This is a genomic window from Marinomonas sp. S3726, assembly GCF_000967665.1.
Taxonomy (GTDB): Bacteria; Pseudomonadota; Gammaproteobacteria; order Pseudomonadales; family Marinomonadaceae; genus Marinomonas.
The window spans coordinates 79,629-95,611 of sequence record NZ_JXYC01000027.1 but is presented as its reverse complement, the minus strand read 5'-3'; the positions used below and the strand labels follow the sequence as shown (position 1 = coordinate 95,611).

Genomic DNA, 15,983 nt, shown 5'->3' with positions numbered 1-15,983 from the left:
AATGATATCAGATACTGCTAAATGAGTGGTGTGATATTTTAATTATCTAGCTAAAGATTCGCTATTTAATAGTGGATAGATTCTTGAAGCTGGCTTAATGTGTTATTTGAGACATTCAATTTTTAATTAAGGTGCTAAATTTTGTTGAAAGGGCGATATCTAAAGCAAGCTCATCTTGTCGTTTTTTTATTTGTATCCCTTTGCGCTCTTATTGTTTTATTTAGTCTACTGCGTGAAGACAATAATCGTATTGCAGCTAACCAGGAACAAGCTGGTCAGCAACTTAATGAATCTATTATCAATGCTTTGAATGGTTATGAATTAGAGGTTGCGGGTTTAGCTGCCTTATTTCATTCTAGTCAGTTCGTCTCGGCTCTAGAGTTTGATACTTTTAGCCAAACCTTGATCAACCACAAAAGAATCCCTGTCTATAACAGCTTTTATGCTGAGTCTGTATTAGCGACACAAAAGCAAAATTTTATTGCCGATCGAACTCAAAGGTCCAATGGCCCATTTCGAATTTTGCCTGAAGGCGAGCGCCCGCTTTACTTGCCGATTACTTACGCCTTTCCTGATAAGCGCTTTATTGGCGTAGATACTTTAGAAAAAGGGGTTTTCTTTCTTTATGAGGGAACCCAAGACTGGAATACACGACAAGCAAAACTGATCAAACCAAAAACCGCTAATGATAATTTTATCGTTAAACCAAGCCAATCTTCTAGCCTTTATGTGCTAAGTAAAAATGTTTATAAAGATGAGGCAAATAGAAGTAGTAATAAAGAAAATTGGTTAGGAGTCGTTGCTGTCTCCTTCGATATGAGTTCTATGCTACAGGCGATTAGCCTCAAGTTTGATCATGATTTGTTATTTCGCTTATCAGATATTACTGATTCAATTGAGGCTAAAAACTACTTTTACCGTTCCCATTCTGCCGATATTCCTGAGTGGTCAAAGCGAGAATTTGATCAAACACAAATTATCTACGGAGGTAGGATTTGGCTACTGGAGAGTAGCTACCTAGATACCAGTATTGCCTTATATGACTGGGGTTCTATTCTATTACCTGTTGTCGCATTACTTATTTTGGCGGTGTTTTTAAGTATTTATATTCGCAGTTTAAATTCGTCGTTTTTAGGCATGATGAAACGGGTAAATCATCAGTTAGAAATCGATGATTTAACGAACCTATATTCCCGATATTTTATTCATGAAAAGCTAGATAAAGCCATTTTAAAGAGCAAACAAAAGCAAGGTGATCTTGCTGTTATCTTTATGGATTTAGATCACTTTAAAACAGTGAACGAAGCTTTTGGTCATGAAGTGGGTGACAAGTTACTTAATAAAGTTGCCCAAAGGTTAACGTCGGTTTGGCCTTCTGATGCTGTACTAGGCCGTCTAGGTGGTGATGAGTTTTTAGCCTTCATAGAACTTAATGGCAAGATGAGCCATGATGATTTAAAAATTCTTTGCCATGAAGTGATTACCCAAGTTAGTCACAGTTATTTAATTGATAATCGTACTCTAACGATAGGTTGTAGTATTGGTGTTGCTCTATATCCAAACTTTGGCGACGATGCTATGACCTTGGTGAAAAATGCCGATATGGCGATGTACAAGGCTAAAGCTCTGGGGCGTTCTACTTACCATTTTTATGATGGTGATATCGGGGCTCGTTTAGCTCGTAATGTGAAGATAGAAACCCGTTTACGTTTAGCTATGCAGAATAGCCAACTAAGACTTTATTTTCAGCCTAAGGTAAATTTAGACACACTTGAATGTGTGGGGTTAGAAGCTTTGTTACGTTGGAATGATGAAGAGTTAGGCCCAGTTTCACCGATGGAATTTATTCCGATCGCTGAACAGTCTGGCATTATTCTGCCTCTTGGTGAGTGGGTAATAGAGCAATCATGTCGACAAATAGCTGCTTGGCAGTCTCAAGGCTTAACCGTTCCTCCTATTGCGATGAATTGTTCCGCTGCTCAACTAAAACGAGATGACTTTTTCTCCATCTTGCTACAAAACTTGAATAGCTATGATATCTCTCCTGATCAAGTTGAGTTAGAAGTCACCGAGTCTATGTTAATTGAAGACTCAGAACGTTGCTCTAAGCTATTACAGCAGGTGAGCCGTTTAGGTGTAAAGATCACCATAGACGATTTTGGAACAGGCTACTCTAGCTTGAGCTACCTAAAAGACTTACCTTTCAATTGTATTAAAATTGATCAGGTCTTCATTCGCGATATGATTGAAGATGTGAACCACGCAGCGATCACAGCAGCCATTATTAAGATGAGCCAAACATTAAACTTACAGGTAGTCGCAGAGGGCATTACCAGTCATAAGCAATTAGACAGGCTGCGTGAGCTAGGTTGTACGATAGGCCAAGGTTTCTTATTTGGGGAAGCATTCCATGCCGATCATTTAGCGATTAATGATGAAAAAATTAAACAGTCATTATTAGCTGAAGATGGCTAGTGAATAACAGAGTTTCTAAAGAAAAAAGGTGCTATTTAGCACCTTTTTTTGTTAACGGATGGGAGAGGTTTTTAGCTCATTAACCAGTTGTTGCCAGAAGGCGATGAGATTCGGGTTCTGATTAAAACGTGATTTATATAATCTGATTTCTAATGGAATATGCCATTGCTTTTCACCCGCTTGTACTACCTTGCCATATTCTAGGTTATCCGACATAAGACGCTCTGGTAACCAACCTAAACCAAAACCTTCCTTAACCATGGCCTTTACACTGACTGAGTGTAGGTTTTCACTCAAGGTTTGTAGTTGAGCAACCTCACGCTGACGCTGCAAATGATGTTGGATAACAGGCTGTAAAAAAGTACTTTCTGTATAGCTAATAACAGGAAGTGGTTTACGCCTTGAGCCAGGTAAGCTGTATTTTGCCTGACCGTCTTCGTCTGTTGCGCTATAAGGCACTAGGGTTTCTTGGGCAATCACAAGGTATTCATAGTTTTCTTCATCTAGGCCACGAACAAAGTTGATGGCAGGATGCCAGAAACAAAGCATTAGGTCACATTGCTTCTCAACCAAAGCATTCACGAAGTCTGCCGCCGCCCAAGAACTGGACTTCATATTAACGTCCATATCTAGGTTGATGCTTTGGCAAAAGGGCTCTAACCAATCCTTATAAAAGCTTAAGAACAAGGTTTGAGTCGTAACAAAACTAACCTGTGACTCTTCTTGCTTACGGATCTCTTGGCAACGCTCTTTCGCATCTCTTAATTGTCGGGTGATGAGTTCGGCACTTTGTAGAAAGACATCCCCAGCTGGCGTTAAAGACAAAGGCAGGGTATTTCTATCAATGAGAGTTACCTTCATCTCATCTTCAAGTAGTTTTATGCGTCGGCTAAATGTAGGTTGAGTCACATGTTGTTCGTCTGCCGCACGGGAGAAATGTCTCGTTCTTGCTAATGCAATAAAATCTTCAAGCCACCTTATTTCCATAATGAGGCCTCCAAAGATAGTGTGTCTTTATCATTATTATTTTCATTTAAAATTGTTAAACAAAAGAGAGAAAATTTAGTCATTAAATTCGTCCCTCTTCCATGGCATGACAAGCAACAGAGCTTAAGTCATCATGCAGTACCATTTTAGGTTCTTCGTGTTTGCAGCGCTCATTTACATGTGCACACCTTGCTTGAAACACACAACCTTGTGGTTTGTTAAAAGGGGTGGGCACCTCACCAACTAGACGAATAGGTTGGATAGAGTTGTCATCTAGTCTAGGTATCGCAGATAACAGTGCTTGAGTATAAGGGTGTTTAGGGCTCTTAAATAGGGTTTTGGTGTCTGCGAGTTCGCATACTTTACCCAAGTACATAACCGCAACACGGTTGGAAAAGTGCTCTACCACGGTAAGGTCATGGGTTATGAAAAGATAGGTTAAGCCTCGTTCTTCTTGTTTATCCATCATCAGGTTGAGAACCTGTGCTTGCACAGACACATCGAGTGCTGCTAGTGGTTCGTCAGCCACAATAAAATCAGGGTCTACAGATAAAGCGCGAGCAATACTTATACGCTGTCTTTGACCGCCTGAAAATTCATGAGGGTAGTAATCACTCAAGTCAGGGCTTAGATCGACAGATTCCATCAGCTTTGCCACTTTATAATCCACATCGTCTTGAGAGAGTTGCGGGTTATGGAAAGACACTGGCTCAGATAATGTTTGGTAGATTGTCATTCTTGGATTTAATGAAGCATATGGATTTTGGAAAATCATCTGCATGCTACGTCTAAATAGCATTCGTTGGCGTTCATTAAGATTATCAATGCGCTGATCTTGATAATGAATTTGTCCAGCACTTAGCGAGTTAAGGCCCATAATGACCCGTGCTAAGGTAGATTTACCACAGCCAGTTTCGCCAACAACGCATAAGGATTCACCTTTTTGAATGGTGAGGTTTACGCCATTTAGTGCATGTACTTGTTCTTTTTTACGGCTAACCTTGCCTTTATTAAAGCGGATTTCGTTAAGCCAACTTTGCTCAATATCAAAGCGCTTTTCTACTCCACTTAACTGAATTAACGGCGATTGTTTCATACTTCGTCGTACTCCGAAAATTCACTTAACATATCCTCAACCATGTAACAGGCTACGGTTGAAATGCCTGAATAAATATACCCTGGCTGTTCTACACTGCATTTCTCTGTCGCGTATTTGCATCTAGGATGAAAAGCACAACCACTAGGGCGATTCATGAGAGAGGGCATACTGCCGGTAATTTGGTTAAGCCTTTGCCCTGGCAGTGCCATTTGCGGTAAAGCACTTAATAAGCCTTGAGTATAAGGATGCTGTGGATCATTGATTATTTCTAGGGTCGGGCCTTCTTCTACAATACGACCTGCATACATAACCATGGTACGTTCTGCCACACGAGAGACTACGCCTAAGTCATGGGTGATCAATATTAGGGCGACATTACAGACTTCGCACATGTGTTTTAGTAGTTCAAGAATCTCAGCTTGAATGGTCACATCTAAGGCTGTTGTTGGCTCATCGGCAATAATGATGTCAGGGTTGAGTATCATGGCAATCGCGATAATAACCCTTTGTCTCATACCTCCAGAAAGCTCATGAGGAAACTGATCAAACCTGAGTTCTGGTGATGGAATTTGTACCTGAGCAAGTCTATCTATGGCTATCTTCTTCGCATCTTTTTTACTCATGGTCGTATGGCTGCGAATCGCTTCAACCATTTGCACGCCAACACTGATAACAGGATTAAGCGTCATCATGGGGTCTTGGAATATCATGGCAATACGCTTGCCACGTACATGTCTCAATTGACGATGAGACAATTGTGTTAATTCTTTACCATCTAGCTTAATTGAGCCCGACTCAATAAAACCAGGTTTGCTGATAAGGTTCACAATCGAGAAACCTAGAATGGATTTTCCCGCACCAGACTCACCCACAAGAGCAACTCTTTCGCCTCTTTCTAAGCTAAAGCTCACATCATAAAGAGCTTGCATAACGCCTGACTTTAAACCAAAGCAGACATTTAAATTTCTTACGTCTAATAAGGTCATAATTAGTCTTTGTAAATCTTTGGATTTAAGTGGTCTCTTAACCAATCCCCTAATAGGTTCATGACTAAGATAAGAAGGATCAAGGTTGCGCTAGGAATGATGCATATCCACCAAGCGCCAGAAAATACGTAGCTAAAGCCAATGGAAATTAATGAGCCTAAAGAAGGCTCAGAAACAGGCATGCCTAAGCCTAAAAAGGATAAGGCAGCCTCAGCCACAATCGCGTTAGCAATTTGAATCGTAAAAATAACTAATAAAGGAGACATGGTATTTGGCAAGATATGTTTGAACATAATACGCATAGGGCCAATGCCCATAATTCTTGCAGCATCTACATATTCTTTTTGCTTTTCCGCCAATACGGAGGCACGTATAGTTCTTGCAAAAAGAGGCCATTCAGCCAAACCAATAACAAGTATGAGCATTATCATGGCAAGTTGTTGGTAATAGTCACTGCCAAACAAGGTCTGAAATATAGCGAGAAAAACGATCGCAATCATCATGGTGGAGAAAGACAGTTGAATATCCGCACAACGCATGAAAAAGTTATCGAGTCTGCCGCCAGCGTAACCTGCAGTTAAACCAATAAAAATGCCTAATCCTGCCTGAATAATAACGGCTAATAAACCTATGCTTAAAGATAGGCGTGTGCCATATAAAATGGTGGAGAGTAGGTCTCTACCTTGGGCGTCTGTGCCTAATAGAAAGCGTTCATCACCACTTATCCAATAGGGGGCAATTTCTGAATTCTCAAGATCCATAAATTGAGGATCATAAGGATCAAACGGTGCGATGAGTGGAGCCGCTAGTGCAACCACACAATAGAAAATAAAGATAACCAAAGATAGAACGGCAAGTTTATCACTTAGAAAGCCATTCCAAATATGTTTCCATCTTTGTTTACTAATGGGTAGAAGAGACAACTCTTTAACTGAATACTTCATAGGCCATGACTCGCCAGTTTAACAGTAGGGTTGATATAGCCGTAGATTAAATCAACTAGGGTGTTTGAAATAACGAAAATAGCGCCTACTACAATAAGGTAAGCGGAAATAAGCGGACTATCTACTCGGTTTACGGCATCCAGAAATAAGCTCCCCATGCCAGGCCATTGGAAAATGGTTTCGGTCAAAATGGTATAAGCAACCAAAGTGCCTACTTGAATGCCACCAATGGTTATAATTGGCAACATGGTGTTTTTAAAGGCGTGCACAAAGTAGATACGTGCAGGTGACAAGCCTTTTGCCCAAGCATACTTTACATATTCTGAGTGCAGCACTTCTAACATCTCAGAGCGAATCAGCCTGACAAACATAGGCAGCAGAGCAATGGCTAAAGAGAAGCTTGGTAAGATCAAATGACTAAGTCCATCTAAGGTTAGAAAGCCTGTCTCCCAAATACCAAAGACTAAGACGGTATCGCCTCGGCCAAAACTAGGTGTCCACTGTAATTCAATAGAAAAGGTATAAAGTAAAAAGATACCGACAATAAAAATCGGAACAGACAAGCCAATGGTACTGGAGAACATTAAAAATCTGGCGAGTATGTTTTTAGGCCGAATGGCAGCAAAAATACCACATGGAATAGAGACCATAATAATGATGATAATTGCGGAAAAAGCGAGTTCAAAAGTCGCAGGCAGCTTTTTCAAAATGACATCTAATGCGGGCTCCTTATAAAAATAAGAGGTGCCAAAGTCTCCTTGTAAGACGTTTTTTGCATAGCGTGTGTATTGTTCAAACTTGGTGTCATTAAAACCTTGCTCTTGGCGTATTTGCTCTATCTCAGCAGGAGAGACGCTTTGCCCAACCATTTGTCGAACTGGGTCGCCAAGGCTGTCTTGAATGACAAAGCTGATAATGCTGATAACTGTCATCACCACACAGGCTTGTAACAATCTTCGTAATAAAAATATTAACATCTAATAATCGTTCTTTTTGGAATCTGTGGTTTATTAATAGAAGAGGCTAACGACTTAGTCTATGACAAGGTCACCTAAATAAGGCCAATCTTGAGAATTAATCACGTCTTTAATATTAACGTTTTGCTTAGCACCCCAAGCAAGGTGTTCCCATGCAATTGGAACAATCACAGCATCTTGCGCTATGGTTGATTCGATTTGCTGTAATAAGCGAATACGCTTTTCAGGGTTTAATTCACGATTGGCAGACTTAATACGATTATCTAGGTTAGGGTTACAATAGCCGTTTGCATTGTAGACACCATACCCCGTTTTTGCGTCTGGGCAGGCAATGATAAATTCAAAAATATTATTAGAATCTAGGGTGTCAGACTGCCAACCTAGCATCATAATGTCGGCTGAACGCTTATCAAACTCCTGAAAATATTGAGCTTTAGGTAAGGTTTTTAGATCCACTCTGATTTTAATCTTCGCCAGCATTGCTGTGATTGCTTGCGCTATTTTCTCATCATGAATATAGCGATTATTCGGCGCCATCATGCTGATTTTAAAGCCTTCTTCATAGCCTGCTTCACGCATTAACTGGCGTGCTTTATCTAGTTCAAAACGTGGAGTCAGTGAATCTAGATGGCCTAAGAAGTCATCAGCACTCAGTTGTGCTGCTGCTGTTCCAAAGCCTTTTAGTATTTTATCAACAATGATTTCTTGGTTGATGGCAAGGTTAATCGCTTGGCGAACTTTAGTGTTTTTAAGCTCTTCTCGGCGGTTTTGGTTAAGCTGTAGGAACAAAATTCGAGTACTTGGTAACGTCACTAATTGAATATTGCGACTGCGCTTAACTCTTGGCATATCTAAAGGTGAGATAGGAAAGATAAAGTCAACATCGCCAGAAAGAAGAGCTGCAAGCCTTGTTGCATCAGACTTGATGGTCGAGAATTCAATGCGATCAACATTGCCTTTACTTTTTGTGTCCCAGTAATTGGCATTACGAACAAATTCAATACGAGTACCAGGCTCTCGACTGGTAATAATAAAAGGGCCGGTGCCCGATAAGTTGCGGGAGGCGAAACTATTACCGAATTTAACTATGTCATCACGGCCTTGATAAAAATCTTTATCCATAGGGAAAAGGTAGGCCATCAAGTTAAGCAATAAAGGGGTTTGCTTATGGGTAATAATATCAATGCTATGACTGTTTCGTTTTTCGATGTGTTTGATATTGTCGAATAATGCCCGAAACTCTACCGATGATTTAAGGCGCTTTACCGTATAAATAACATCATCAGCGTCAAATTCATTACCAGAGTGGAAGTAAACCTCTCTACGAAGTTCGAAGCGTGTCGTTAGTTTATCGATACTCTTCCAGCTGGTGGCAAGGCGTGGCTCGAAGGTATGATCTTGTCTCCAGCGAAGTAGAGGATCGAAGGCTAAGTGAGATAGTTGTAATGTGCCTTGAGAAAGTTGCTCATGAGGATCTAATGAAGACGGATCAGCGTCCGTAGCCATATGAAGTGTTGCCGCATAACTAGCTGAACAAATTAATAAACTCAAAAGAGTGATGAAGCGTGCCACAACCTTCATTTCTTATCCTTAAATTTTAAATGACCAAAGGCAGGGGATTAGCCTATCTAAGCAGAAGTCGCTAAGGCTTTTATTATTTAAAGTGTGGAATAAATCACGAAATACATAGTGTAACTGAATGTTATATCAAGGTTATTATTCTAATTTTTATATTTGGTTGTAAAAATCCATTTAAACCAAGTCGCTAAATATAAGGTTTTGCCTGCCCCGACACCTTATATGTTAGATGAATAACAATATCGTTTTTCGAAAGACTTGCCAAGCTTTGAGCAGTTTCCTATGTAAAACAAGGTAATAAACCGTGACTTTAAGCCGAGAAAAGCGCATAAAGTCTTACATCATGTTTTTTCTTGAGAGCCACTCAGGCCGTTATACGCGTTTTTTTATGTCGTATTAATCACTTTAAATTTACAGTTTTTTTGCGACAAATAGGTTATTTATGAACTATCTGGCACACCTACATCTAGCAAAATTATCTAACACCTCCTATTCGGGCAGTTTAATGGCAGACTTCTGTCATGCTAACCAAATTCAGCTTTTACCTGAAGCAGTTCAAGATGGCATTAAACTTCACCAGTTTGTTGATAAGACATTTGATAGCCACCCTTTAAGTATTGAATTTAGGGCAGAACAAAAGATCGGCAGAAGACGTTTTGCTGGCATAGTGCAAGATTTATTAATGGACTATTGGTTGGTGAATAAATGGGCAGAATATAATGATGCCCCATTGCATCAGTTTTATGATGAGTTTATTCCTGACCTATTAGTGCATAAAGATCAGGCTAAGCCTGAGTTCCAAAGACTTGTTTTATCACTTAATGAGAATCGTTGGTTGCAGAGTTTAGGGACTTTAAAAGGTATTGAAAGAGCCTTGATGTCCATTATCCGCCCTTGGCGTTATGGCGAGCATTTATTACCTTTTTATCAGGCGCTTCCTTATCTTCTAGAGCAGAGTGAAACCTTATTTGATGGCATTTATCCAAAGGTGATATCTGATGTTAAAAAGGAAGTTGCCCGAACTAATGGCATAAAAAAAGCTAACCAGTAACCCTTACTGATTAGCTAGAAAGACATACCTTTGACATTATGTCTGATCGAGAGAACGCTCAGACCAACAAGGCCTCTTGTTCAGGGATGCACCTGCTGATCTGAGTAAAGCGAGTATAAACTTAGGTTAAATTACTGCTTTGATTTACATCATAGCTAATGACTTTGAGTCGATAGTCTTTATCTTAATGTCGTTTTAAGCCAATTTGAGCCGTATTTATTGATGAGTATCATGTGGTTTTGCTGCTGAATGAAATTACCTAGAAGGCCTAATGACAAGTGTTAGCGGCTTACTTCGAGCGGTTAGTGTGTTAGAATCCTGCGCCTTATATGTTTAGAAGATAAAAGGTGAGTTTAGTGAGCGTCCAGTGGTTCCCAGGGCATATGAATAAAGCCCGTCGTGAAATTGAAGATGTCATGACGCAGGTGGATATTGTTATCGAAGTGCTCGATGCAAGAATTCCAGATTCAAGCCAGAATCCTATGTTAAGCCAGCTCAGAGGTGATGTGCCAGTATTGCGTCTTTTGAATAAAAAAGACTTAGCAGATAAAGATCGTATCAGCACTTGGCTGGATCATTGGCAAGAGCAAGAATCAATCACAGCAAAACCTTTTTCAACCTTAGATAAGCAAGATCTTGCGAATGTTAAAAACTGGGTAGCTAAGCTTGTGCCTCACAGGGGCACAGCAGAAAAGCCGATTCGCGCCATGATTGCAGGTATTCCTAATGTGGGTAAGTCTAGTCTGATGAACGCTTTACTAGGTAGGCGTGTCGCTAAGGTTGGGGATGAGCCTGCTGTTACTAAATCTCAGCAAAAGTTAAAAGTTACTCCAGGTTTTGTCTTGCTAGATACGCCTGGTATTTTATGGCCAAAGATTGAAAATCCTAAAGCCAGCTATCGTTTGGCTGTCACAGGTGCAGTTCGTGATACGGCTATTGATTATCAAGATGTTGCCTTGGTAGGGCTTGAATTTTTTATTGAGCATTACCCTGATTATATTATTAGTCGATATAAGTTTAAAACTGGGCTAGGTACGGCGGATGAGGTGCTTGGTATTATAGGTTCGAAACGTGGTGCATTAAGAGCGGGCGGTGTGATTGATATGCATAAAGCTGCTGAAGTCTTTTTGCATGATGTACGCAGTGGTGCCATAGGAACCTACGTGATGGAAACACCAGAGATGATCTTAGAAGAAGAGCGTCAGGTTGAGATAGTTAAAGCGGAGAAAGAAGCCAAGCGTCAAGCTAGGTTGGCAGCTGCAGTTCCGCAAAGGCAACAAAGCCAAAACCGTACAGAAAGAACACAGGATATTCCTCCGGAAAGTTTGAAAAAATAATCCTTTTTAGTGAATTAAAAATAGCAATGAAGTTGAATAGAATAAGCGTAAAGCAAGGTGTAAGAGGTTAGGTTATGGACTATGAAATAGCATTTGATGATACAGAGCAAACCTACCGTATAGCGACTGAATATGAGTTTTCAGCGATAGCAGATTGGGTAAGTGAAGAGTTAAAAGAAAGAGAAGATATCCAAAAAGTATTGCAAAGTATCCACTTGGTTGACGCAGATACAGAAACACAGATTACCCAGCAAGGTGTCTATATTGTCAGCATAGGTGCAGAAGGTGTGAGCGTAAATCGCCAAGTTGATATGAGTGATGTTGGCGAAGAGATTAGTGCCATGTTTGATACTCAGAGTGATTTTTATCAAGCTTCAGATGAAGGTATTAAGTCTGAATGTGGTTTGGAAGATATGGTGGGTTTGTTAGAAGATTGGCATAACTTACTGTATTAAATATTTTTGTCATGCAAATTGTATGTAATTAATATTGTTCATGATCCTAGCTAAGTTTACACTTAGACTAAGTGGTTAAGATTTGAATCTTAGCCACATCTTTCTATTTTACGTTTTAGGGATTCAACATGCTTATCGAACTAGAAAAGGCACAAACTCGAAATAACCTAGTACGGATTTTTCGAGAAGAACTTGATGGTCCGGATAACTGGAGTGATGGATTCATTATTGATGCCAATGAAGAAATGGTGCTTCTACAACTGGTAGATGACAGCATCCGTTTAAATGGTTATCAAATTTTATTTTTAGAAGATATTAGCGACTTTGTGCATCCAGCGCCTTTTAATGATTTCCAGAAAAAGGTGTTAGAGCTTCGTGAAGAAGAAGCACAAAACCCTGAAATTGAGCTAGGTGACCTTAGCCAGATATTACTTGATATCAGTGAAGACTTTGGTCTAGTGACATTACATCGTGAAGAGCTTGAAAGTGACAGTTGTGAGATTGGTCGCGTTGTCAAAGCTGACGAAGTGAGTTTTGAATTAGAAGAGATTGGTTCTGATGCTCGCTGGTTCGATGAAACGTATGAATACGATTTGTATGATATTACTCGTATTGAGTTTGGTGGCGCATACGAAGAAGCACTACTTTTGGTTAATGATGATCTTGGTGAAGACTCATACGAACTTAACACCAGTCTAGAAGAAAGCGAACTATAAATTAGTTCTATTTTTGCCTAGACATAAAAAAAGCCCATATGGGCTTTTTTTATGTCTAGCATTCTTACCAAATTGTTTTTTAGAGAAATCTAATAAGGTGATTTAGCCTCAGGATCTTTTTGAGTTTTAAAGCGTCTATGAGTCCAATAATATTGTTCTTTTTTAGGTGCAATCACAGCTTCCATTTGTTGATTCATAATACGAGCATTATCAACATCATCACCCGTTGGCAAAGTATCGATTCTTTCTACTCTCATTTTATAGCCTGTTTCTGTTCTTCCATAATCGTATAAAAGAACCGGTGCTTTGGTCATGCTACAAATGCGTCCAATGTGAGCGATAGTCGCGCTTTCTCTGTTAAAGAATGGAGCGAAGACTGAATGTTTACGTCCATAGTCCTGATCAACTGCATACCAGATGATTTTATTGGCTTTTAAGGATCTAAGTACTTCTCGCATATTGCTACGTTCTATTGTTTTCTCGAAAATGCGTGATCTTTGTCTTTCCATGATAAAGTTAAAAACAGCATTGTTTTGTTGCTTATAGATAGGGTGGACGACAGCATAGCGAGACATCAAGTTTCCGCAAATATCCAGTGAAGAGAAATGTCCGCTAATAAAGACACAACCCTTACCTTCTGATAGGGCAGCATCTAAAACCTCTTGTCCTTCAAATTCAGCTTCAACTTTCAGTTCATCTGTTTTATGGAACCAGCTACTAAAGGTTTCAAGAAAACCAAAGCCCATACTCTGAAAGTGCTGTTTGCTTAAGGCAAGCTTTTCATCTTGAGGCATTTCAGGATAACAAATGGTTAGATTCGTCATGCAAATATGGCGACGTCGCTTAGCAACCAAGAATAAGAATTTTCCGAGTAAATGACCTAACTTTTTCTGGGCACCAAAAGGAAGGTGGCCAAGAAGCCAAGCTAAGCCCATGAAAATCCATGTAGGCCAATGTTTAGGTGAAAGTAATTGAGTGAATGGAACTGACTTTTTTGAGTTCTTTTTAGCCATGATAGCCTTCTAATAATAATTGCCAGTGTGTCGGTTCGAAAAGAAACTTAGCATGTTTTCCTGCTTCCTTTTCAAACGAACGCTTTAGTCTTTGTAAATTGGCTTCTTGCCACTGTGAGTTGACACTTCGCTGTTGGCATTTATCAAAGTCGATAAGCCAAACTTTACCGCTTTTATCTAGCATAATGTTGTGACAGTTTAGATCAGTATGGTCTATGCCTTTTTCATGAAAGCGTTTAATCGTTTTGCCAATTAATGGCCAGTCTAGGGCCGCAGCTTGTTCCTTATCCATCAAGCATGAAAAGAGTTCGTCTGCGTCTGGGATAAGTTTGGTAATGATTTCTGCTTGATAGTGTAGACCAGAGCGCTGACAACGGCCTGCAATCGGCTCAGGGACAGGTAGGTTAGATTCCAGCATAAACTCTAAAAGGGCCAACTCTTGATAAGGGCGAGTTTTTTTGAAGCCGCTAAAGAAAAACTTAAACTGAGTTAATTTTGCAATTAAGCCACCGCGACGATAGCGCCTTAGAACAAAGTTTCCTTTTGCCGTATTTAAAAACCAAACGGTTCCTCTGCCTGACGCCGTGCCTTTAACTGCATCTTGAGACTGCCAATAATCCACTGAAAACCAGTCATCATTAACGGCTAAATCAGGGTTGCTGATAAATAAACGATCGGGCCCCGGTTTGGTTTGCTCTATTGGCATCTTTTCTACTCTGTTTCGATGAAGTCACACTTTTGTCGATAGCTATTCTATAATAAGCCACTTTTTAACGCAGCAAGACTTTGTTAAACAATAAGTTTTTTAGTTAAATGCTAGATAAAATTTGGATGGGGAAGCGAAAATAAATGAAATTATCTGAAAATGCCAAGATAGCCATAGTGCGTTTATCAGCATTAGGTGATGTCTGTCATGCTATGTCAGTTGTCACTGCGATTCGAAAACGCTACCCAAATGCTGAGATTACTTGGATAACAGGTAAGCTAGAAGCCGACTTAGTTAGTATGATGCCTGATATCAAAATAGTGACTTATCAGAAATCGTCTGGTTTAAAAGGCATGTTGGCTATTCGAAAGCAGTTTATTAATGAATCTTTTGATGTTTTGTTACACATGCAGTGGTCCTCTAGGGCCAGTTTGTTGACTCGCATGCTTAAAGCTAAAACACGCATTGGATTTGCTAAAAGTCATTCCCGTGAAAAACAGCATTGGTTTGTGAATACCTTAGCGCCTGAACCAAGAGGCAGACATGTACTGGATACCTTGATGAGCATGGCAGAGGCAATCGATGTTCCCCATGCAAAGCCCAGTTGGCAATTAGAGGTGCCAAAGCGCCAAACTGAGTTACCGAATGATTACATCATTATTAACCCTTGTGGTTCTAAGGTGACTAAGAACTGGACGTTAGAAGGTTATCGTAAACTGATTGAACACCTTATCTCAAAAGGGGAGAAGGTTGTTTTAACGGGTGGACCGACCAAAACGGAAATTGAATTTGTGAATGCTATTGCTCAAGGTTATGAGCTGGATAATCTAGTTGGTAAAACAAGTATTAAAGAGTTAACGGCTGTGATTCGAGATGCCAAGCTTATTATTAGTCCAGATACTGGGCCTGCGCATATTGCTACAGTTGTGAATACGCCTATGGTGGGTTTGTATGCCTTGTCTAACCCTGAAAGAACTGGCCCTTATTATGGGCAAGCATCTGTGGTGAGTGTGTATCAAATGCTAGCTGAGAAAGAGTATGGTAAACCTATATCAGACATTCCTTGGGCCTCTACTGTTCATGATCCAGAAGCTATGTCTTATATCTCTTATGAGGCTGTACTTGAAAAAGTAAACAATGCACTTGAAGATTTAAATTAAAGACTAACGTGCTAATTAACTAGGATAGAAGGCTAATTAAGGCCTTCATCTTGTTCAGCCTGCCATAGGGGGATGAGCTCAGGCTTATTCTGAACAATATCCGCTAGAGAATATTCTTCCATCTTGGTGAGAAATGCTTCCATAGCTAAGGCCAGAGCTTGTTTTAGCTCACAACAGCTGGCTATTTGGCAGGCTGGTTTAGAGCAATTAACCGCATCAAGGTGATTCTCTAGCTCTCTAATTACTTTGCCAATATTAATGTCTTCTGCCTTTTTGGCTAATCGAATGCCACCATTTTTACCTCTGATGGATTGTACATAACCTAGCTTAGTTAGCTGGCCTATCACCTTTACAAAATGGTTTTGAGAGGCATCATAAACTTTGGCTACCTCAGGCACACTGCTTAATTGCTCAGCTGGAATGCTGGTGAGATACATAAGAGTTCTCAAACCAAAATCTGTGAAGGCAGTTAGTCTCATTTAATTGAATTAGCTCTTAG

The 15,983-nt window shown here is 40.0% G+C and carries 15 protein-coding genes; 6 read left to right on the top strand and 9 right to left on the bottom strand.

Annotated elements, in window-relative coordinates:
- Positions 1-141: 141 nt before the first annotated feature.
- Positions 142-2,475, top strand: a complete 2,334-nt coding sequence (locus TW85_RS25660; protein ID WP_052702317.1) for an EAL domain-containing protein — start codon at positions 142-144, stop codon at positions 2,473-2,475.
- Positions 2,476-2,526: 51 nt separating this feature from the next.
- Here the strand turns inward: TW85_RS25660 and TW85_RS19630 are convergent, their stop codons facing one another.
- From TW85_RS19630 to TW85_RS19605, 6 genes are all read right to left on the bottom strand, one after another.
- Positions 2,527-3,462: a LysR family transcriptional regulator gene (locus TW85_RS19630; RefSeq protein ID WP_046018837.1), complete on the bottom strand. Its 936-nt coding sequence runs from the start codon at positions 3,460-3,462 to the stop codon at positions 2,527-2,529.
- An 82-nt stretch (positions 3,463-3,544) separates the two neighbouring features.
- Complete coding sequence (locus TW85_RS19625) at positions 3,545-4,558, bottom strand: oligopeptide/dipeptide ABC transporter ATP-binding protein (protein WP_046018836.1); 1,014 nt, start codon at positions 4,556-4,558, stop codon at positions 3,545-3,547.
- Positions 4,555-5,547, bottom strand: a complete 993-nt coding sequence (locus TW85_RS19620; protein ID WP_046018835.1) for an ABC transporter ATP-binding protein — start codon at positions 5,545-5,547, stop codon at positions 4,555-4,557. The genes TW85_RS19625 and TW85_RS19620 overlap by 4 nt, the downstream gene beginning before the upstream one ends.
- Positions 5,548-5,549: 2 nt before the next feature.
- Complete coding sequence (locus tag TW85_RS19615; RefSeq protein WP_046018834.1) at positions 5,550-6,491, bottom strand: ABC transporter permease; 942 nt, start codon at positions 6,489-6,491, stop codon at positions 5,550-5,552.
- Positions 6,488-7,468 carry an ABC transporter permease gene (locus TW85_RS19610; RefSeq protein ID WP_046018833.1) on the bottom strand — a complete coding sequence of 327 codons (981 nt, stop codon included), beginning with the start codon at positions 7,466-7,468 and terminating at the stop codon, positions 6,488-6,490. The genes TW85_RS19615 and TW85_RS19610 overlap by 4 nt, the downstream gene beginning before the upstream one ends.
- A gap of 54 nt (positions 7,469-7,522) precedes the next feature.
- Positions 7,523-9,049 (bottom strand): ABC transporter substrate-binding protein, encoded by a 1,527-nt coding sequence (locus TW85_RS19605; protein WP_046018832.1) that lies wholly within the window; start codon positions 9,047-9,049, stop codon positions 7,523-7,525.
- A gap of 439 nt (positions 9,050-9,488) precedes the next feature.
- On the opposite strand from TW85_RS19605, the gene TW85_RS19600 reads away from it, so the two are divergent.
- The 4 genes from TW85_RS19600 to TW85_RS19585 all read left to right on the top strand — a co-directional run bounded on the left by TW85_RS19600 (position 9,489) and on the right by TW85_RS19585 (position 12,605).
- Positions 9,489-10,097, top strand: coding sequence for an ACP phosphodiesterase (locus tag TW85_RS19600; protein ID WP_046018831.1), 609 nt, complete (start codon positions 9,489-9,491; stop codon positions 10,095-10,097).
- A gap of 356 nt (positions 10,098-10,453) precedes the next feature.
- A complete protein-coding gene (gene ylqF / locus TW85_RS19595) occupies positions 10,454-11,434 on the top strand; it encodes a ribosome biogenesis GTPase YlqF (protein WP_046018830.1) in 981 nt (326 codons plus the stop codon).
- Positions 11,435-11,508: 74 nt separating this feature from the next.
- Positions 11,509-11,889, top strand: a complete 381-nt coding sequence (locus TW85_RS19590; protein ID WP_046018829.1) for a YacL family protein — start codon at positions 11,509-11,511, stop codon at positions 11,887-11,889.
- A gap of 128 nt (positions 11,890-12,017) precedes the next feature.
- Positions 12,018-12,605 (top strand): hypothetical protein, encoded by a 588-nt coding sequence (locus tag TW85_RS19585; RefSeq protein WP_046018828.1) that lies wholly within the window; start codon positions 12,018-12,020, stop codon positions 12,603-12,605.
- An 89-nt stretch (positions 12,606-12,694) separates the two neighbouring features.
- On the opposite strand, the gene TW85_RS19580 is transcribed toward TW85_RS19585, so the two are convergent.
- Together TW85_RS19580 and TW85_RS19575 are read right to left on the bottom strand one after the other, a co-directional pair.
- On the bottom strand, positions 12,695-13,618 hold the full coding sequence (locus TW85_RS19580; RefSeq protein ID WP_046018827.1) for a lysophospholipid acyltransferase family protein: 924 nt from the start codon (positions 13,616-13,618) through the stop codon (positions 12,695-12,697).
- Positions 13,611-14,324, bottom strand: a complete 714-nt coding sequence (locus tag TW85_RS19575) for a 3-deoxy-D-manno-octulosonic acid kinase (protein ID WP_052702316.1) — start codon at positions 14,322-14,324, stop codon at positions 13,611-13,613. The genes TW85_RS19580 and TW85_RS19575 overlap by 8 nt, the downstream gene beginning before the upstream one ends.
- 143 nt (positions 14,325-14,467) lie before the next feature.
- On the opposite strand from TW85_RS19575, the gene TW85_RS19570 reads away from it, so the two are divergent.
- Positions 14,468-15,484 (top strand): glycosyltransferase family 9 protein, encoded by a 1,017-nt coding sequence (locus TW85_RS19570; RefSeq protein ID WP_046018826.1) that lies wholly within the window; start codon positions 14,468-14,470, stop codon positions 15,482-15,484.
- Between the two features lie 32 nt (positions 15,485-15,516).
- Here the strand turns inward: TW85_RS19570 and TW85_RS19565 are convergent, their stop codons facing one another.
- Entirely contained in the window at positions 15,517-15,963 is a 447-nt protein-coding gene (locus tag TW85_RS19565) for an Rrf2 family transcriptional regulator (protein WP_046018825.1), read from the bottom strand.
- Positions 15,964-15,983 lie beyond the last annotated feature (20 nt).

Excerpts from the sequence above, each read along its gene's own strand:
- TW85_RS19630 (WP_046018837.1), bottom strand. The coding sequence starts at position 3,462 with ATGGAAATAAGGTGGCTTGAAGATTTTATTGCATTAGCAAGAACGAGA.
- TW85_RS19625 (WP_046018836.1), bottom strand. The coding sequence starts at position 4,558 with ATGAAACAATCGCCGTTAATTCAGTTAAGTGGAGTAGAAAAGCGCTTT.
- TW85_RS19620 (WP_046018835.1), bottom strand. The coding sequence starts at position 5,547 with ATGACCTTATTAGACGTAAGAAATTTAAATGTCTGCTTTGGTTTAAAG.
- TW85_RS19615 (WP_046018834.1), bottom strand. The coding sequence starts at position 6,491 with ATGAAGTATTCAGTTAAAGAGTTGTCTCTTCTACCCATTAGTAAACAA.
- TW85_RS19610 (WP_046018833.1), bottom strand. The coding sequence starts at position 7,468 with ATGTTAATATTTTTATTACGAAGATTGTTACAAGCCTGTGTGGTGATG.
- TW85_RS19605 (WP_046018832.1), bottom strand. The coding sequence starts at position 9,049 with ATGAAGGTTGTGGCACGCTTCATCACTCTTTTGAGTTTATTAATTTGT.
- TW85_RS19600 (WP_046018831.1), top strand. The coding sequence starts at position 9,489 with ATGAACTATCTGGCACACCTACATCTAGCAAAATTATCTAACACCTCC.
- TW85_RS19590 (WP_046018829.1), top strand. The coding sequence starts at position 11,509 with ATGGACTATGAAATAGCATTTGATGATACAGAGCAAACCTACCGTATA.
- TW85_RS19585 (WP_046018828.1), top strand. The coding sequence starts at position 12,018 with ATGCTTATCGAACTAGAAAAGGCACAAACTCGAAATAACCTAGTACGG.
- TW85_RS19580 (WP_046018827.1), bottom strand. The coding sequence starts at position 13,618 with ATGGCTAAAAAGAACTCAAAAAAGTCAGTTCCATTCACTCAATTACTT.
- TW85_RS19575 (WP_052702316.1), bottom strand. The coding sequence starts at position 14,324 with ATGCCAATAGAGCAAACCAAACCGGGGCCCGATCGTTTATTTATCAGC.
- TW85_RS19570 (WP_046018826.1), top strand. The coding sequence starts at position 14,468 with ATGAAATTATCTGAAAATGCCAAGATAGCCATAGTGCGTTTATCAGCA.
- TW85_RS19565 (WP_046018825.1), bottom strand. The coding sequence starts at position 15,963 with ATGAGACTAACTGCCTTCACAGATTTTGGTTTGAGAACTCTTATGTAT.